This window comes from Vibrio sp. 10N.261.51.F12, from assembly GCF_041471725.1.
Taxonomy (GTDB): Bacteria; Pseudomonadota; Gammaproteobacteria; order Enterobacterales; family Vibrionaceae; genus Vibrio.
The window spans coordinates 607,630-627,000 of sequence record NZ_JBFROV010000014.1; the positions used below are offsets into that span (position 1 = coordinate 607,630).

General features: G+C 44.1%; 18 protein-coding genes. 5 read left to right on the top strand and 13 right to left on the bottom strand.

What is annotated here, in order from left to right; all coding sequences use genetic code 11:
• Window positions 1-35 precede the first annotated feature (35 nt).
• The 3 genes from AB4405_RS10020 to AB4405_RS10030 form a co-directional block, all read right to left on the bottom strand.
• Window positions 36-572, bottom strand: coding sequence for a protein disulfide oxidoreductase (locus AB4405_RS10020; protein WP_372060637.1), 537 nt, complete (start codon window positions 570-572; stop codon window positions 36-38).
• Window positions 572-2,776 (bottom strand): protein-disulfide reductase DsbD family protein, encoded by a 2,205-nt coding sequence (locus tag AB4405_RS10025; protein WP_372060638.1) that lies wholly within the window; start codon window positions 2,774-2,776, stop codon window positions 572-574. Before AB4405_RS10025 ends, AB4405_RS10020 begins: the two co-directional genes overlap by 1 nt.
• A 65-nt stretch (window positions 2,777-2,841) precedes the next feature.
• Complete coding sequence (locus AB4405_RS10030; RefSeq protein WP_372060639.1) at window positions 2,842-3,297, bottom strand: hypothetical protein; 456 nt, start codon at window positions 3,295-3,297, stop codon at window positions 2,842-2,844.
• A gap of 580 nt (window positions 3,298-3,877) precedes the next feature.
• On the opposite strand from AB4405_RS10030, the gene AB4405_RS10035 reads away from it, so the two are divergent.
• On the top strand, window positions 3,878-5,008 hold the full coding sequence (locus AB4405_RS10035; RefSeq protein ID WP_372060640.1) for a DUF1624 domain-containing protein: 1,131 nt from the start codon (window positions 3,878-3,880) through the stop codon (window positions 5,006-5,008).
• Window positions 5,009-5,079: 71 nt separating this feature from the next.
• Here AB4405_RS10035 and AB4405_RS10040 read toward each other — a convergent pair whose 3' ends face one another.
• The 9 genes from AB4405_RS10040 to AB4405_RS10080 form a co-directional block, all read right to left on the bottom strand.
• On the bottom strand, window positions 5,080-5,439 hold the full coding sequence (locus AB4405_RS10040) for a PTS glucitol/sorbitol transporter subunit IIA (protein ID WP_372060641.1): 360 nt from the start codon (window positions 5,437-5,439) through the stop codon (window positions 5,080-5,082).
• Between the two features lie 8 nt (window positions 5,440-5,447).
• On the bottom strand, window positions 5,448-6,434 hold the full coding sequence (locus tag AB4405_RS10045; protein ID WP_372060642.1) for a PTS glucitol/sorbitol transporter subunit IIB: 987 nt from the start codon (window positions 6,432-6,434) through the stop codon (window positions 5,448-5,450).
• On the bottom strand, window positions 6,431-6,994 hold the full coding sequence (locus AB4405_RS10050; protein WP_102471925.1) for a PTS glucitol/sorbitol transporter subunit IIC: 564 nt from the start codon (window positions 6,992-6,994) through the stop codon (window positions 6,431-6,433). The genes AB4405_RS10045 and AB4405_RS10050 overlap by 4 nt, the downstream gene beginning before the upstream one ends.
• A gap of 131 nt (window positions 6,995-7,125) precedes the next feature.
• Window positions 7,126-7,902, bottom strand: coding sequence for a DNA-binding transcriptional repressor (locus tag AB4405_RS10055; RefSeq protein ID WP_372060643.1), 777 nt, complete (start codon window positions 7,900-7,902; stop codon window positions 7,126-7,128).
• A gap of 59 nt (window positions 7,903-7,961) precedes the next feature.
• Window positions 7,962-8,303 (bottom strand): transcriptional regulator GutM, encoded by a 342-nt coding sequence (locus AB4405_RS10060; RefSeq protein WP_372060644.1) that lies wholly within the window; start codon window positions 8,301-8,303, stop codon window positions 7,962-7,964.
• A gap of 265 nt (window positions 8,304-8,568) precedes the next feature.
• Window positions 8,569-9,345, bottom strand: coding sequence for a sorbitol-6-phosphate dehydrogenase (gene srlD / locus AB4405_RS10065; protein ID WP_372060645.1), 777 nt, complete (start codon window positions 9,343-9,345; stop codon window positions 8,569-8,571).
• Between the two features lie 53 nt (window positions 9,346-9,398).
• Window positions 9,399-9,755, bottom strand: coding sequence for a PTS glucitol/sorbitol transporter subunit IIA (locus AB4405_RS10070; protein WP_372060646.1), 357 nt, complete (start codon window positions 9,753-9,755; stop codon window positions 9,399-9,401).
• Window positions 9,756-9,764: 9 nt separating this feature from the next.
• A complete protein-coding gene (locus AB4405_RS10075; protein WP_372060647.1) occupies window positions 9,765-10,790 on the bottom strand; it encodes a PTS glucitol/sorbitol transporter subunit IIB in 1,026 nt (341 codons plus the stop codon).
• Window positions 10,791-10,805: 15 nt separating this feature from the next.
• Entirely contained in the window at window positions 10,806-11,354 is a 549-nt protein-coding gene (locus tag AB4405_RS10080) for a PTS glucitol/sorbitol transporter subunit IIC (RefSeq protein WP_102471779.1), read from the bottom strand.
• Between the two features lie 369 nt (window positions 11,355-11,723).
• On the opposite strand from AB4405_RS10080, the gene AB4405_RS10085 reads away from it, so the two are divergent.
• Both AB4405_RS10085 and AB4405_RS10090 read left to right on the top strand, forming a co-directional pair.
• Window positions 11,724-12,701: a KpsF/GutQ family sugar-phosphate isomerase gene (locus AB4405_RS10085; RefSeq protein ID WP_372060648.1), complete on the top strand. Its 978-nt coding sequence runs from the start codon at window positions 11,724-11,726 to the stop codon at window positions 12,699-12,701.
• A 28-nt stretch (window positions 12,702-12,729) separates the two neighbouring features.
• The gene (locus AB4405_RS10090; protein WP_372060649.1) at window positions 12,730-13,380 is read left to right on the top strand and encodes an HAD family hydrolase; all 651 of its coding nucleotides are present in this window, start codon (window positions 12,730-12,732) and stop codon (window positions 13,378-13,380) included.
• Between the two features lie 68 nt (window positions 13,381-13,448).
• Here AB4405_RS10090 and AB4405_RS10095 read toward each other — a convergent pair whose 3' ends face one another.
• Window positions 13,449-14,774, bottom strand: a complete 1,326-nt coding sequence (locus tag AB4405_RS10095) for a ferric reductase-like transmembrane domain-containing protein (protein ID WP_372060650.1) — start codon at window positions 14,772-14,774, stop codon at window positions 13,449-13,451.
• Between the two features lie 187 nt (window positions 14,775-14,961).
• Here AB4405_RS10095 and AB4405_RS10100 point away from each other — a divergent pair, with 187 nt between their 5' ends.
• The gene (locus AB4405_RS10100; protein WP_372060651.1) at window positions 14,962-16,134 is read left to right on the top strand and encodes an efflux RND transporter periplasmic adaptor subunit; all 1,173 of its coding nucleotides are present in this window, start codon (window positions 14,962-14,964) and stop codon (window positions 16,132-16,134) included.
• Window positions 16,135-16,151: 17 nt separating this feature from the next.
• Window positions 16,152-19,307: an efflux RND transporter permease subunit gene (locus tag AB4405_RS10105; RefSeq protein ID WP_372060652.1), complete on the top strand. Its 3,156-nt coding sequence runs from the start codon at window positions 16,152-16,154 to the stop codon at window positions 19,305-19,307.
• Window positions 19,308-19,371 lie beyond the last annotated feature (64 nt).

Sequence of the window (19,371 nt, forward strand, 5' to 3'; positions counted from 1 at the left end):
ATGCTGATCGTGCAATAAAGAATGATGTCAGTTGACTACAACATCACCAAGCGAGCGAAGAGGCCTATCGGGGTTGTGACCCCTGTTGTGGTGGAGGCGATTTTTCCGTCCTTTATAATGACAATGGTTGGCGTTGCCGTAATACCCCAACGATGCAAGATCTCACCTTTTGGGTCATTGAGATTTGGGAAGTCCGTTTCTTTGCCGGCCATAAACTTTTCTACCCGTTCAGCAGGGCCGGAAGTCGCAGAAACGCCCACAACCTTGTAAGGGCCATTAAACCAATCAACCGTTGGAGTGACGAACTTGCACGCAGGACACCATGTCGCCCAAAAATAGACAATCACCGGTGCTTGTTTACTCTCTTCCAACACATCTATCCACTCGCCTTGCAATGTCTGACCCGCTAAAGAAGGCAGGTCAACGACTGGCATATCGCGAGTGCGGTAGTGGTCGACAGCGATACTCACCACGGTGATGATCAGCACTATCAAGCCCCACTCTTTGACGTGATGACGCCAGCCTTTACGTGGCTTTTTAGCTTTGTTTTTAACGCGCTTATCACCAACCATTATTGTACTCCCTGCGCCTCGGCGATGGCACCAAGTACGGTGTCATCCGATAAGATCACGGGAAGTGGAATGCCTTGTGGTGCATTGGGACCAAATACGATGTTAAATGGCACACCGTATCGCCCGTAAGAACGCAAGAATGCCGTGACATTGTCACTCGGTGTTGTCCAGTCACCTTTCATGGCGATCACATCACTACGCTGTAGCGTGTCATAGACAGGCGGTTGCAAGATAACGCCAATTTTATTGGCCTTACAAGTAATGCACCAATCTGCCGTCACATCGACAAATACCGTATTACCAGCGGCAACCTGCGCTGAAATCTCTTTCGTGGAGAGCTTCACCCAATCAGGCTCAGGAGGCAGCGGTGTTGCCCAGCTATTTGCCGTCATACTGCCACCAATGAGCATACCCGCCAGGGTAACAATGCTAACACCACCCAAAATTAAGGCTGGTTTATCACCATAGGTTTTCTTTACCCGTAAAAACAGCCACACGAAACCCGCTAAGGCCAGCACTCCGACCCAAAACGGTGGAAGATGATTATTCAGCAAAGACAAGAGCCAAATGGATGTCATGAGCATCATCACACCAAAGACAATCTTGACCTTATTCATCCAAGCGCCTGGCTTCGGTAACCAAGAGACCATGCGAGGAAACAAGGCGATAAGAATCCATGGGGATGCCATGCCGACTGCTAGAGCGGTAAAGATAGCAAACGTTGCCGCTGTACTCGTCGCCAGCGCAAACGCCACAGCGGTACCCAGAAACGGTGCTGAACAAGGTGTTGCCAATAATGTCGCAAACATTCCCTGTACAAAGTGCCCCGCATAAGAGCTGTCTCCTTTCGTAGCGACCCACGTGTTCAGACTACTTGGCAATCGCAGCTCAAATAGACCGAGCATATTGGCCCCAAACAATGCCGTGATAAGCAACATGAACCCAATAAAGCCACCGCTTTGGAATTGAATCCCCCAACCGATACTTGACCCGGATAATTTCAATAGCGTGATAAATAAGGCAAGCAACCAAAATGAGGCCAAAATACCCAAAGCGGACGCCATAAATTGAGTTCGAACCTTGGTCCGTTCCGACGCCGCGGCAGAGATAACGTGGCTTAATTTCATTCCCAGTACAGGAAAGACGCACGGCATGATATTAAGGATGAGTCCACCCAACAGGGCAAAACCTAACATCGACAACATCGAACCTGAAGCCCATGAGTCAGAGGCACTTGGTTCACTGACCACACCATTAGTCACGGTGAGGGACTGCTCAGCCAGTAAGTTTTGATCGATTAAGGTCACCAATATCGGTCGCTGGTTCAGGTCAGGGTCACTTAACCAACTGGTCACCTTCATCGTTGCCACTAAGGTATCTTCATTGACGACAATGTTTGGCGATAGAAATGAGTAGTCTTCAATATCAACGTCGCTGCTATCCACCAATAAATCTGGCTTCACCCAGCCTTGTGGATTGACGACGGTAACTTGTAGCTGTTGACGAGAGCTATCCCAGATTGCCTCAACCTTTTCAATTATTGGCGATGCTTTGGGTACTTGACTGATAGCCTGTGCATATTGATACATCGAGGCTTCCGACACCTGCAAGTCCATTGGTACAAAGGTCATGTCTATCGGAAAGTCTGTCAGTACACACACCGTTGTGCAGCTTGAAATAGTGGCGACCGCCGAAAGCGTCACCGGTGCATGAATGTCCTTCACTTCAATATGGAGTGGGAACGTCACGTCATGCTTGTAGCCCAACGTTTCAAGGCCAAGTAGATCGAATCGATGCGGGTACGGCCATTCCCAATCAATAGCTTTGATATTACTTGAGGCTTGCCAGTTGATTTCAGGAGCGATCCCCCCCTCACCAGGTGATCGCCAATACGTTTTCCAGTCTCCTGATAAACGAACCTCGAGAAAGCCCTCTACGATTTGGGTTTGTTCGTTTACTTGCCCAGTCAGCACGACCCTGGTTTCAACGTGGGGATAATCACTATTTTGTATCCAGCCTGTGCCTATTTCTGTCGCAGTAGCGGTCGAGTCGTTCTGACGTTCACTCACCCCAACACTGAGAATCTCAGGGCTCCCCAAAAGCTCCTCTTTAGCAAATGCTGGCGAGGTGAACGATGACAATACGAGCACAAATAACGTTAACAGTATCGTTACTGAACGTTGGTATAAGTTTAGTTTTTTCATTGATATTCCTAAAATAAAATCATGACGAATCCGATTGCGATAAGCAATCCAGTACGACGATATTTTTACTCGTGGAAAGTGCAAAGCCGGAGATGGATCCGATACCGACTAAAAATAGGCTCAGTAAACGGACGGTATGAATGGTAATAAACACGGCAAACGCCGAACGTGAGCAGCATAACCGTGAGGGTAATCAACCATAGGCCATCAAGGTCTAAGGTGTGAAAGTTGAGTAACTTACTCGATAAGCTGCATTCATCACTGGCTTGTTTCACTGGCGCTGAAGCCGCAGGACTAACAAGGGACGTATCTCGATTAGCAGAGCTTACCTCAGATATCACGCCTTTTGAGCTACTCAGCGATTGACTGGATTCAACGATATTAGAATGAGAACACACTTGCAGTAGACCACTATTTTGCATCAAGCACACAAACAACACCCACCCAGTAAGGATGAGCGCCAATTTGGCTTTTTTGCTTAATGATTTCTCTCTGAGATCAGAGATAAAAAGTGGACTCAAAATAATTTCGTTACCGTTTGTCAGTGTTACTGTCTGCTTTTCGCACAGTGTAGTGAACCTCTGTGACTAACTCTAGAGAAATTTATACATTTTCGTGATTATTAACACTTTTCGGACCATAAACTCTATGAATAGGAAACGTCATAGTCTGACATGACTATCCAACATTTAATCGAAACGCTTGAATCAAATGCTCATAGTAGACACCTCGGGTTATCGACTCATCGCGGGTTAATTTGCTTGAATCTCCCTTTATCTGCCACGTCAATTGAGGTGCCTTCATAAAATCCTTGTTAGCTTCTACTGACTCTTGTCACACCCAAGCATTCCTTCGTACTTTTGTCTGATAGTAGTCATGTGTTACCCGCACTTTATTTCAATTTATATTTTTTTTTAACCCTCTCCCGTAGGCTATGTTATAACACAACTCGAACTCAGCTAATTGATAACTATTCGTGATTATAGCTGTATCAATCTACTTGGCCAGCACCTAGCTTCCAACTCCAATACTCAAATAGGTACACATCTCCACATGTCAGCCCAAACCACTATTCCGCCCTCACCTTCGGACGTTCAAAGTGTGAAAACACGTCTCGCTTCTATCGATATTATGCGGGGATTAGTTATCTTATTGATGCTCATTGATCACGTACGTGAGCGATTTTACTACCACAAGCCCGTATCTGACCCAATGAGCCTGTCGGATACCGAACCAGAACTGTTCTTCACTCGCATCCTTGCGCACTTATGCGCACCGTTATTTGTTTTCCTGACGGGGATTTCGGCGTGGCTTTATGAAAACCCACACGGTAGACCCAGCAGGAATGCGAGTGAGTTCCTTTTAAAGCGTGGCTTGTTTCTGGTCTTTCTTGAAATGACATTGGTGAACTTTTCATGGTTTGGGCGCTACGAGACGCTGTATTTACAAGTCATATGGGCTATTGGGTTGAGTATGATAAGCCTTAGCTTACTTTGCCGTTTACCACGTACCGCCACCGCACTCTTGGGCTTGTTGATTGTATTTGGGCATAACTTACTTACCCCAATTAATTTCGCCATGCATGAGGTGGGATATACGTTTTGGACTATCTTCCATGACGCGAATTTTTTAGTCACTGAAGGGCCACTGAAAATCAAAGTGTCGTACCCAGTATTACCTTGGATTGGGGTTATTCTACTCGGTTATTCTGTCGGCCCACTATTTGGTTCAGCGGTCACTCAAGCAAAGCGTCAATCAACCCTAGTTAAACTTGGTTTGCTAAGCCTTGCATTACTCATTGTATTGCGTGGATTCAACATATATGGAGAAACAGATGCTTGGGTTAGCAATGGGAGTCTGCTTGAAAGTGTCATGTCTTTTGTGAACTTTACTAAATATCCGCCGTCGTTGTTGTATATCCTGATGACCTTAGGTGCTGGCCTCCTTTTGCTCGCTGCATTTGAAAAGATGAACAATGCGGCCACCAATGTACTGCAAGTCTTTGGCTCCGCGCCCATGTTCTTCTACATAATACATCTTTACTTGTTACTCATTGGCTATCGATTAGTCTTGACGGTCTTTGGTCCAAACCATGGTGACTTATTCGGAATACCAAGCGTGGGCTATATTTGGTTAATTTCAGCGATCTTAGCTGCCGTACTTTATTTCCCTACGAAGGCTTTCTCGACCTATAAACAACGAAGCAACAGTAAAATTTTGAAGTATTTCTAAATAACTCAATTGCTATACGTCGAGATGACCTTCACTTGTAAAGTGGTCAGGTCATCTCGGTACTGGTCATATTAGCCAAAAACAATAGCGTCGTTTATGCTAATTGTTGTTGGTCGCTTCCCAAGAACGTGAACCATACCGGGTAATTCTGGTGTCATTCTTCCATCAAACTTTATCGTCACATGTCCTAGTTCATTAAGGTTTTTGGTCGCCATCTTACCAATAGAAGTCACTATATAATCTCGCTCACCAATCAGTAACGTGCTTTCAGTCGTTAATGTACCTCGCTCTGCGCCTTGGTTATGGATAAAGCAATAATCCACTACATCTTCAGGAGCAGATTCATTGAATAAGATCATCATATCGTCCTCCAATGAATCATTCGCAAGTTCACCAATTTTCGTTATAGATGCTTTAAATTGAAGTGACATCTCAACTCCTATTGATAAATGAACATAGACACGAACCACGCCAATAAGACTGTAGGAGCTCCTGTAATAAAGCGAGAGTACAATACGGATGGTACGCCAATTTCTACCGTTTCTTGCTTAGCATCTGCCAACCCAAGCCCAACAGGAACAAAATCACAGGCTGCCTGAGAATTTATCGCAAACAAAGCAGGCAATGCTAAATGAGGGGGGATGGCACCCGCACCAATTTGCACCCCTACAAGCACGCCGATGACTTGTGCAATGACAGCCCCTGGGCCAAGAAATGGCGAGAACAGAGGGAATGAACAAATTAATGCCAGCGTAATAAGGCCTAATGGATTCTGTGACAAGGGGGTCAGCACGTTTGCGATAAGATCACCTATACCTGACGCCATGATAATACCGATGAGCATCGATACAAACGCCATAAAAGGCAGAATTGTTTTCAAAACAGTATCAATGGTGTCTCGTCCTGCTTGGTAAAATATCGACATGACATTTCCCATCGAAAGTCCAATACTGGCAACTAAACCACTACTCTGCTCGCTTATTTTTTTTGTTATATCAATCGTAGGAGCAGTGGGTGAAGGGATAGGATCCGAATGAACGACTTTTCGATGTTCGATAGTTCGAGAAACTAGACTCATGCCAGAAGAGTCTATGGATGAGACATAAATGTCTTCTCGAATATACTCAGCCAGTGGCCCACTCTTACCAGTCGCATGTATATTAAGCGTAAATAGTTTTTTCTTAGGGTATAAGCCACAACGTAATGTTCCACCACAATCGATAACAACGAAGGCCACATCTGAGTCGTCGACAATATTCCTAAACCCATCAACCACTTCTAAACCGGTTAATTGACTCAAATAATCAACAATCTCCGGCTTTACTCCACCAGTTACATATAAGATTTTCTTACCAGGTTTTATTGGAATATAGAGTGGGCCTCCCCAGCCTCCACTGCCTGCAATTACCTTTAAACTTTGATTCATACATTCCTCCGGCTTTCAAAGTCCGGATTGTCCGAAAGCGTTTTACCTTGCTGCCGACATAGCATCGAAGTCGTGAAGTCCGTGACCCAGCCTCTAAAGAAATTACTTATCAAGCCCACAAGTAAATAAGTGATAGCTAAAGGGCCTAGAGGAAGACCTAATTGTGACAGTCCATTTGCAATGCCCAAATATATAAAAAGCTCCCCGGGATTTACGTGAGGGAACATACCGTTCATAGTATGGCAACTGTATGACGCTGATGCGTAATAAGAAGGTTTATAACGTTCCGGTAGAAACTTACCCAAACTTAATGTCATAGGATTACAGAAGAAAAAAGTACCAAGGAAAGGAAGAACTAAATAACGAGAAAACGGGTTGCTTGCACATTTTTTAGCAAGTTTTTCAATTCGATGCTGCCCGATAATTCGAATAAGAGAATTCATGGCAACGAGCAAACAAATAAGAACTGGCAATATATCAACGACCATTCCTAGTAGAACATCCCCTCCTTTTTCAAAAAGGCTAAAAAACCACTCAGCGGCAAGTGTTATGCTATCCATAGTGTCCACACGGTTACGTTCAAGTGACCACTATTTTTCATTGGTTGCAGTCACTTGAAAAGCACATATCTTTCATTTTGTGAGTTATATCAATAACAAAACTTTCAAAGTGAAAGTGATCACTTTTAACCTTACACTAGATACACCGTAATCCCTTTACTCTTTAAGCCCTCTAGATCACTTTTCGCTATGTCTGTATCCGTCACAACGATATCAACGAGATCAATAGGGACCACAACGTTTGGACTTTTACGACCAAACTTCGAAGAATCAAGCACCGCTATAATTTGATTCGCTGATTGACACATCGCTTGACTGACTTGATAAGCTTCTATGTATGTCGTACAGCCTTGAAGTAAATCGAAGCCGTCGGCTCCAATAAATAGCTTGTCAAACGAAAACTGGCTAAATGCGCTTTCTGCTAAGCTACCATGAAAAGAAGCCGATTTTTTCCTGTAAGTACCACCTGGCATTATCACCGTATGCTCTGAGTCGAGATCATTCAGAGCACTTAGAATATCAATACTGTTTGTCATTAATGTCAATGACATAACCTTATCTAAGTTGGGTATCATCTGTAATGTGGTGCTCCCACAGTCCAAGATTATAGATTCACCATCTTGAACAAGCTCTGCCGCTTTGCGAGCAATTCGGGTTTTCTTGTCTAGATTGATTGTTTTCTTGTCATCCATCGCTATATCTTCGGCGATAGATGTAGGTTCTGATGGCGCACAAGCTTCTGCACTACCATACCGTCGCGCAACGACACCTTGAAGCTCCAGTTGTCGTAGATCCGTTCTAATTGTTGCGCCAGAAGTTTCAAAGATAGCCGCGAGTTCATTCACTGCGGTCTTCCCGTGCTCTTGTAAATAAGAGACCAATCTACTACGTCTATCACCAATGGTCATTAGCTAAAATCTCCTCTTTTTTTTATTGTACACGAAAAGCATTTCATTTTAAAAGCCGCTCATTCAGTTTGAAAAGCCACCTTTAGCGCTTCTTGTGTACCCTTATCAAGGCTACTTACCTTTTGATTTGAAAAAGGAAATGCATCACCAATTAAGCTATCTAACGTTTCAGGCCTAGCAAATACCGTCACACCCTTTAACACTTTTGCATCAATAATTTTACGTTCTGGAGATTCAGAAAGAACTACTATCGTTCTTTTTTTCCATTTACTCTGAGTGCGTCCTATTTTTACCGTCCCTTTTTTCGCCATTGCTTGAAGCATTCGGTTAAAAGCTCGAATTTGAAAAAAACTCAAGCCTATTTGCCCTATCCAGGCAGCAATCGCCACCACAATTAACATCGATATTGAGTCCATAAATCACCTATGACGCATTTACATTAAATCAAATAACTTTACTGACAGTAATATTACTACACCGTCATTTCTTTAACTTCATTACATCAATGAAAAACCGCGTTGCAAAAACCATTGCCGCGAAGACTAAAACATCAATCACAATGTCCATGAACTGCTCCTCAAATCAATCAAAAAATTCGCCCCTAAAGAGGAACTCCCCCATACAATGATGTGGGGGAGTTACAACATAACCGTTCACATTCGTCGTTTAAAACATTACCTGTCCACCAGTAATATTGATGGATTGTCCTGTGCAATATTTAGCACCTTCACTTGCATAGAATTTCAATACATTCAGGACATCATCATAACCACAACCTGCTTTAAGTGGGACTTTATCGATATAGTGGTCCATTACTTTATCTTCCGGCAATCCTAATTTTTTTGCATATTGCGGAATTAGACTCTGGAACATAGGAGACTGCAACAGGTTACCCAGCATTAGACTGTTCACAGTAATATTGTCATCTGCCAAGTCCAAGGCGATGGACTGCGTAAGCCCTATACCTGCAAATTTTGCAGAGCTATAACCCGCGTTATGCTTACTTCCAACTTTACCCGATTTGCTGTTGATTTGAAGAATTCGCCCCCCCCTACCTTGGTCAACCATATATCGAGCAGCTTCTCTGGCGCATAAGAAATAGCCATTCAAATTGACATTGACGTTAAAATTGAAGTCATCGAGCGAAAAGTCCGTCACCTTTGCCGCTTTTGCAACACCTGCGCTGTAAACTAATACATCGATACTACCGAATTGATCATTAATTGCTTTGAACGCTTTCTCAACACTACCTTCATCAGTGGCATCAACTGCGACTCCGAATGCGTTTGTTTGCCCAGACATAGTGCAGATATGATCAGCTACTCTCACTGCATTTTGACCATTGAGGTCAGCAACACCAACATTGTACCCTTCTAGTGCTAATCCTTCACAAAGGTACTCACCAAGCGTTTGACCGCCACCAATTACAACTGCTGTTCTCATAACAAACTCTCCAAAAAGGGCGAGGCTTGAAAGGTTCAAACCTCAAATATTAATTAATTAAATGAAATCGTTGAGCCAACATGTAACGATTGAGGCTGCAGACCATCTAGGTGCAAACTTCCAACAAAATCGGCCTCATTGGCGGCATCAAAACGTAAAGTGATATGACCTAAGTTACCTAAATTTTGGTTAACAGCATCGCCAACAGCGGTAATCGGATATTGTGTATCATTGATAACAACGTTCCCCCCGACGTTAATGACACCTTTAAGCTGATCATGACTGTGAACAAAACAGTATTCAGCAGCATCGGCAGGCACTGACTCATTAAATAGAATCAGCATGTCATCACTCAAAGCCTCTATTGCAGACTCACCTACTTTAATAATTTGTATATCGTATAAGCTCATGATGTGCTCCTAGTTATAGATGAACATTGAAGCAAACCAAGCAAGTAATACTGTTGGTGCGCCCGTTAAGAATCGACTGTATAAAACCGATGGGACACCGACTCGCACAGTTTCAGGTTTCGCTTCCGCCAAACCCAACCCGACAGGAATGAAATCACAGGCTGCTTGTGCGTTAATAGCGAATAAAGCTGGTAGCGCTAAATGTGGCGGAATATTTCCTAACCCTATTTGCGTGCCAATCAGCACACCAATGACTTGAGCAATCACTGCGCCAGGGCCTAAGAAAGGTGACAGAAATGGGAATGAACAGATTAATGCCAATGTAATCAGCCCCACTGGATTAGTCGCGAGCGGCACTAGCACATGTGCAATGCTATCTCCAATCCCACTGGCTAAGATGACCCCGATTAACATGGAAACAAATGCCATGAATGGGATAATTGTTGATATTACGGTATCAATGGTATCCCGGCCGGCTTGGAAAAATGTCGCCATGACATTCCCCATACCCATACCAATCCGAGCTAATAAGCTGTCTGACTGTTCCGTCAATTTTTTATTTGTATCGATGTACCCGCCACCTGTAAGAGAAGCATTACCATTGGCATCAACCGATATGTCTCCCACTATTTGATGAGGTGCCGCCTTCGCGGTAGACGCTACAGTTTCAGTTTGATTGGCAAAGCTGACACAGTCGACATCCACACTCGACACATAATTACTTTCATTAATATATTTTGCCATCACGCCAGACTTACCCGTCGGCATGACATTCAAGGTTGGAATATTATTTTTTGGATACAAACCGCACCGCATTGAACCGCCACAGTCGATAACAGCACATGCCATCTCCTCGTAATCACACCCCTCAGCAAAACCATCTACCGCTTCTAGACCTGTCAATTCAACCAATTTGTCAACCAACGCAGGGCGAGTCCCTCCCACCATGTACATGATTTTTTTGTTACTAGGGAAATTAATTAGTAATTCACTACCCCAACCGCCTTTACCTGCTTTCACTCTAAGTGTTGTCATTGTGGTATCTCCTAATTAACCAAATTTAACTTCACGCTCTAACGAAATGCCTTGTTGCTTCTCAACCATCATGGTCGTGAAGTCAGTCACCCAACCTCTGAAGAAATTAGACACCGCACCAACAACTAGATACGCCACAGCTAATGGTGCAAGAGGCAGTCCTAACGTTGTGAGGCCGCTAGCTATACCTAAGTAGACGAACAACTCACCCGGATTGACGTGAGGAAAGAGTCCATTCATTGAGTGGCAAGAATATGAACCGGCAGCGTAGTAGCTTGGCTTATAACGCTCTGGTAGAAATTTACCTAATGACAACGTCATCGGATTACAAAAAATGAAAGTTCCAACCACTGGGAGTATTAAGTAGCGTGACACCGGGTTGCTTGCGCATCGGCTTGCTAGTTTCTCAACGCGATGTTCCCCGACAAAAGCAATCAACGCGTTCATCGCACATAACAAAGCAATAAGTAACGGAAGAATACCGGTCATCATACCGAGCATGACTTCTCCGCCTTTTTGAAATAACCCTATAAACCATTCAGCTAAAAATATTATTGTGTCCATCTGTTTCACCTTGTTGTTATTTGATGGACTGATTATGCAAGATAGCTTTCAAAATAAAAGCGATCGCTTTCACAATTTTCAATTCAAAAACCAAAGGTGAGACAAAAAGAAAATAATGAAAGAAATATGAAAATAAATCCCGACAGACCTTAATGAAAAAATAACCTTATTAAACAATTAGATACAAAATAATAATTCAAATAAGAGCCAGCAAGGCAGAATATCACACCATATTGAGTAATTTAACAGTATGTGACCCTCGTCAAACAATAACATCCACGTTCATAAAAAAAGAAATGAAAGCAACTGTTTTCATTTTGATAATTACATCGTAAAGTAAAGGTACAGAAAAGATTGGGAGGAACGAGAATGCATCAACCGTATGACAATGAAGAAATATGTAGAACAGCAACCACAATTATTGAGAGAGAAATAAAACATGCATCTCAATTAATTGGTGGCATAAACGATAACTTCGCCAATGCATGCCACAGTATCGCAGGATGCAAGGGTAAAGTGATTGTCTCAGGTATTGGTAAATCCGGGCATATAGGCAAGAAGATTGCCGCAACACTCGCTTCAACGGGGACCCCCTCTTTCTTTGTGCATCTCGCCGAGGCCTTACATGGTGATCTGGGGATGATCGAGAAGTCAGACATTGTTATTTTCATTTCAAACTCTGGCCAGGCTAACGAACTCAAAACCATTCTGCCATTGTTGGCAATAAAAATGATAACGACCATTGCTATCACATGCCGAACCGATAGTTACCTCTCAAAAGAATCAACATTTACCTTGCCAATTGCAATTGAAGAAGAAGCTTGCCCGCTTGGGTTGGCCCCCAGTTCCAGCGCCGTTAACACTCTCATATTAGGCGACGCGTTAGCTCTCACAGTAATGACAATGAAAGGATTTGGAAAAGCGGACTTCGCTCGCTCTCACCCCGCAGGAACACTAGGCGCTCAGTTGTTAACACAAATCAAACAGCTACTCAAAGAAACACACCGATTAGCCTATTGTAAAGCAGAGACCTCTCTGATGGAGGCGGTACATGTCATGTGCAAAACAGGTCTGGGTTTAATCGCTGTCGTCGACGGTGAACATGTTATTGGTGTCTTTACGGATGGTGATTTACGTCGTTCATTAAACGACAAAGTGTCATTAGATAACGGTATTGGCACTGTCATGACTCGTCAATTTCATAGCTTAAATGAAAATGACCTCTGTAGTAACGCGACGCACACAATGAATCACCACACTATTTCGGCGCTTCCTGTGACAAACAATGCGGGGAAATATGTTGGGGTCATCAACCTCAGTACTATTCATGAAGCGGGTATTTATTAGATTTTTTATAATTAAAACAGGAGGGTATATGTTTCAAAAAACACTTTTTATCTTTGATATGGATGGTGTGCTAATTGAATCGGAGCCGTTTTGGAGAGAAGCGCAGATAGAAGTATTACGTCATTACGATGTAACTATTTCCGCTGAAGATTGCATTTGCTATACGATGGGAAAACGTATCGATGATATTGCTAGATTGTGGATTAAGCGTTTCAACCTACCCGTCACAGAAGAGTGCTTAAGGTCTAAAATTATCGAAAAAGCCGGAAGTTTGATACGCCAATTCGGGACCATAAAGCCTGGCATAAATGAACTCATCACTCAACTGCAACACCAACGCTATAGAATTGCGCTCGCTACGTCTTCTAGTCAAGCTATCATCGATGCCGTGATACACCGACTCAAGCTTGACAATATCTTCGAACTCGCACTTAGTGCTGACGACGTGCCATTAGGTAAGCCTGCACCTGATGTTTATAACGAAGTATGTCGACGCCTAAATGTAGAACCAACAAAAGCGATCGCGTTAGAAGACAGTCTCACGGGAGTCCGATCTGCACTAGCCGCAGGTATCACAACGATTGCTATACCAGAATTCCACAGCATCGAGTTCCACATCGCTGATTATTGTGTCTCAAATATCAACGAAGTATTCGTTTTATTGCAAAACGATCATTAACTATTAACAAACAGCTCAACAAGTTGGGCTGTTTGTTAAACCACGTTGATTACATTGATGTCCATACACTAACGCATCTTAAACGCTTCCTGATGAAAGCGGTTCGCTGGCAACCCAGCCTCCACCAGTCCAGATTTTAGCGAATCACCAAAGGTCTCTGGACCACAAAAACTGACCTCAAACGACTCTGATGTGAATGATTCTAGGACTTGAGTACTGTCTAAGAATTCCCCTCTTTCGGCATCTACCACATGCAATTCAACGAAGGATAGATGGCGAAGTAGCATCATTATCTCATGGTTAAAAAAGGCTTCTTTCTTCGACTGTACACAGTAAAATAAATGTATTTTATTGATGCGGCTGACTTGATCGTTTGACTGCGCTTTTAGCCAGTACAATCGCGAGATAAATGGCACGATACCAATACCAGCACCTACCCATATTTGGTGCATCGATTGAGGTACTTGAAAGTAACCATACCCTCCTTCAACTGTCACACCTTGCTCTGCCGCTAACGTGTTGACCAAGTCGTGGGTATAATCGCCTAAGCTCTTGATTCCGAATTCAATGCGTAGGGTGCTAGGGTCATAATTTAAAATAGAAAAAGGATGAGGTGATTCCCCATCATGGAAATTCAAATAGGCAAATTGCCCTTCTTTATACAGAATGCCCGAAGTTAATTGAATCGTTATGCGAATGGCGTCGTTGTGACTCAATCCTTTAGCCTGAGACGAAAACGGCTTTACTTCTACTACGGTACCATCAGCCTTATTCTTGCGCCCAATGCGACCAGTCAGCGACAACCAAGACCCCACTCCCCCAGCCAAGCAAAGGGCAATAATCGTCATGTTTTGTGGGATCGCCACCAGCGTCCAATCAAGCAGCAAGAGTGTGTGAAAAATCCCTGCAACCATCAAGGCTCCCCCTAACTTATGAGTGAACTTGAATTTTTTATAGCTAATCGCTTGTACTAAGCTAATCACACTAAAGATAAGCAACACGTAAAACGCCAGTTCACCCACCTGCTCCGCAATTGGCCGCCATTGAATCCCTTCGACAATGGCTCTAGGCCCTCGATGGGGACGCTCAATCATACCGGCACCGACCATCCATTTGGCAGACTGAACCGTCAACCAATGCAATAGCAGTGCTACCGCCGCACCAATGCCTAGCTTTTTGTGTAATTTATAACCTTGGTCGAGGCCATTAACCATTTTTTCTACCCAACGAAACCGGGCAACCAGCAAGACAGCCACACTCATATACGCCAGCCCCAACAGGCCAGTAAGCATAATGAGCTGGTGGCGCCATACAAAGAATTCACCTAACTTATCCCATTGAATCAATAGATTGGGTAGCCAAAGCAAGGTCAATAATACGGTAAGTCTCAACATGAGAGCCTCTTTCGATTAATAAAAATTTCCACTCAATAGGATACGCTCAATAATCCGCACAAAAAGTAGGTTTACACACCTTTAATCTGATTTACATTTGTTTACAAACAGCGTTAACCCCTTCTTAACCCCCCTATTGTTATCTTACCTGTCATTGCTATGTCGCTACTTTTTTGAAGGTCACCTTATGTTCTCATCTACTGTGCTTAAACGCGGTGTTAGTCTGCTTCTTCCTTTCGTTTTACTTGGTTGTAATGCCCAGGCAGAACCAGAACAAAAAGCCGTTGAATCGGTCCACGTTGATACGCTCACATTATCGTCATCGACCTTACGATTAACCAAAGAATTACCAGGACGAATTTCCGCATTTAAACAAGCCGAGGTGAGACCTCAAGTGTCAGGCATCGTCATTGAGCGTTTATTTGAGGAAGGCAGCTACGTCAACAGTGGTGATTTACTTTACCAGATTGACTCGACCAGCTATCAAGCCACGGTGAACAGCGCAAAAGCTCAACTTGATAAAGCGATCGCCAATGAAAATACGACACAAAAAGCGGCGGTACGATACAGCGAACTGCTCAAGAAAAATCTAACCAGTCAGGTACTTTCTGACGAAGCGACCTCGGCCTATCAACAGGCTGTCGCGGAGGTTGCGATTCGCCAAGCGGATCTTGATAACGCCAATATTGAGCTATCCTATACTCAGGTGAAGGCGCCCATATCTGGAAAAATCGGTATTTCTCAGGTTTCTGAGGGCTCTTTAGTGACGTCTGGGCAGTCTGCGTATTTGACGACGATTATTCAATCAGATCATGTTTACGTGGATATGCAGCAGTCATCACTCTCGCTGTACAAGATACAACAAGAATTTATCGGACAAGAACACGGTGACATTGACGTTCCTGTTTCGGTGACTTTAGAAGATGGGACGCAATATGGAGAGATCGGTTACTTAGCGTTTTCCGATGCACACGTTGATGACTCGACAGGAAGCGTAACACTACGAGCGGTTATACCAAACTCGAATCATGCGTTGTTATCTGGGATGTTCGTGCGAGCGACGATCTCAATGCCTGTAGAGAAAGACTATTTGGTGGTACCGCAATCGACGGTAGTACGAAGCCAGTCAGGTGAGCCTTCAGTATTTGTTGTCGATGAAACTGGTTTAACTGAAAAAAAACCGGTGGTTTTAGGTAATGAAATTGGTAATGGTTGGGTCGTAGAAGAAGGACTTGTTGCGGGTGACAAAATCGTGGTGTCTAACCTTATTAGAGTCAAGAACAATCAAAGCGTTATCATCGATACAGACACCGATGTGAATGGCGACATTATCTATACCGCTAGTGTTTCGACCCATTAATTTAATAGGATTTCTTCATGTCTCGCTTTTTTATTAACAGACCGATATTTGCTTGGGTCATCGCCATTATCATCATGCTTTCAGGCATTGCTTCTATCTTAAGTTTGCCGGTTGCTCAATACCCCACGATTGCTCCTCCATCAATAAAGATCAGTACTTCGTACCCGGGCGCCTCAGCAAAAGCGATTGAAGACAGTGTGACTCAGGTCATTGAGCAAAGCATGACCGGACTTGATAACCTTTTGTACATGTCGTCCATTAGCGATTCTTCAGGCAATGCGTCTATCACCCTAACGTTCAGCGCTGATACCGACCCAGACATCGCACAGGTTCAGGTTCAAAATAACCTGCAACAAGCGACTAATCGCCTGCCAACGGCGGTTCAAAACCAAGGAACCTCGGTGACAAAAAGCAGCTCTGGGTTCATGTCCGTGACCAACCTGTATTCACCAGACGGCACCATGAGTTCTGCCGATATTCAAGACTATGCTAATTCAAGTATCAAAGATATTTTGAGCAGAGTAGATGGTGTGGGTGAAATCACCGTATTCGGGCCATCTTATGCCATGCGTATTTGGCTCGATCCTGCAAAACTAAACAGCTATACCTTAACCCCTTCGGATATCTCTGCAGCTGTTTCAGAGCAAAACAGTCAAGTCACCGTAGGACAGTTAGGGGGAACACCGGCCACCGATTCTCAGCTTATCAACGCCTCGATTACCGCTCAGAGCCTGCTCACAACAACGGAAGAGTTTGAGAATATCCTCATCAAAGTGGAAGACAATGGTTCTCAAATTCGCCTCAAGGATGTGGCGCGAGTCGAACTTGGCAGCGAAGATTTCAGTGTGGTCCCTGCCTTTAATGGTTATGGTTCTTCTGGGATTGCGGTCACCTTAGCATCTGGCGCGAACTCACTCGACACACAAGCGGCGGTCGATGCCAAGCTAGCGCAACTGTCAGAGAGCTTCCCAGATGGCTTATTGATGGCCAAAGCCACCGACAATAACGCCTTTATTCGTCTGTCCATTACTGAGGTGGTAAAAACCCTTTTTGAAGCAGTCGTACTTGTTTTCTTTGTTATGTTACTGTTTTTGCAAAACTTACGTGCCACCTTGATTCCAACCATTGCGGTACCCGTTGTATTGTTGGGCACCTTTTCCGTTATGGCCGTGCTGGGTTTTAGTATCAACACACTAACGATGTTTGGCATGGTGTTGGCTATAGGACTCTTGGTGGATGATGCCATTGTTGTGGTTGAGAACGTTGAACGAATCATGCATGAGGAAAAGCTGTCACCACTAGAAGCCACTAAAAAGTCCATGACTCAAATTACCGGCGCGCTCATTGGTATCACGATGGTACTGGCGGTGGTCTTTATTCCGATGGCATTTATGTCAGGGTCCACCGGGGCGATTTATCAACAGTTCTCACTCACCATCGTTTCTGCCATGGTTCTGTCTGTCCTTGTTGCTTTGATTCTAACGCCAGTGTTGTGTGCTACGTTGCTAAAACCAGCTGGGCATGCCTCAAACTCAGCATTCTTTAATGCATTCAACCGTTTCTTTGACCGGTCATTATTTCGTTATCGTGCTTCAATAAAACACGTACTGAACCGCCCATTACGCTTTGTTTTAATTTATATCGTTCTGCTTGGCGGTGGCGCGTATATCTACACTTCGTTACCAAGTTCATTCTTGCCTAACGAAGACCAAGGTGAGTTCATGGTCATGGCATCACTACCTAATGGTTCAACGTTAAGGGAAACCACAGAGGTCATGAATGATGTCACAGCGTATTTTCAGCAACATGAACCAGATACGGTCAATACCGTTTTTACAACATCAGGGTTTAACTTTTCAGGTAAAGGACAAAACGCAGCGATGGGATTCATCGGGCTAAAAGATTGGTCTGAAAGAACAGCAGAAGGCACCGATGTTAACGCCATTATTGCACGCACCATGGCGCATTTTTCTACCTACAAAAAAGCGTCTATATTTGCTTTTAGTAGCCCAGCAATTCGAGAACTTGGCACATCATCAGGCTTTGATTTCTATCTCGAAGACGTCGGGAATTTAGGTCATGACGAGCTTATCAATCTGCGTAACCAACTGCTCGAGAAAATGGCACAAAGCCCTGTTTTGCAAAAAGTGCGACCGAACGGTTTAGAGGATAATGCTCAGTTCTTTCTGGATATCGACTACGAAAAAGCCAAAGTGCTTGGTCTCGAAATCAACGATATCAATGAAACGCTCTCCATCGCGTGGGGGTCAGCCTATGTCAACGATTTCATTGATAGAGGTCGTTCGAAAAAAGTCTACTTACAAGCTGACGCGGAATACCGTATGACGCCAGAAGATCTAGAACTGTGGTATGTGCGAAACAACAACAATGAGATGGTGCCGTTGTCGGCATTCAGTTCATCTCATTGGGGAAAAGGCTCACCACAACTGATGCGCTATAACGGCAACTCAGCCGTAGAGATAATTGGCGAGGCAGGCGTTGGCTACAGCACTGGCGATGCAATGGACGAGGTCAATCGCCTCGCAGCAGAGCTTTCAAACGACATTCAGGTAAGCTGGACGGGAATGTCTTACCAAGAACTAGAATCTGGTGGGCAAGCTCCCATCCTGTATGCCGTATCACTATTAATGGTGTTTTTATGTTTAGCGGCATTGTACGAGAGTTGGAGTCTTCCCGTCGCCATTATTCTTGTCGTGCCACTTGGGATACTAGGCGCGCTTGCGGCGACTACGCTTCGCGGGATGGAAAATGATGTTTATTTCCAAGTTGGGTTATTAACCACCATCGGACTGTCGGCAAAAAATGCTATCTTAATTGTTGAGTTTGCGAAGGAATTGTATGAAAAAGGCATGAGCTTGGTCGACGCTACCGTCAAAGCATGTGAGATGCGTCTTCGCCCAATCATCATGACCTCATTAGCATTTGTTCTTGGTGTCTTGCCGTTGGTGATCAGCACAGGTGCAGGGGCAAATGCACGTAATGCACTCGGCACATCCGTCATGGGAGGCATGATAGCCGCCACTATCCTGGTGGTTTACTTTGCGCCCCTATTTTTTGTTTTAATTGTTAAGATGTTTGGTGGCAACAAAGATACGGTGAACACTGCCTCTACGAGCAGATCTGAAGCAGATACAGATACAGATACAGCGTAATGAATTAGCCTCACGGCTCCAGTACCGATGAACAAGTCCTATACCATCGCGCCTTACTGCAAGG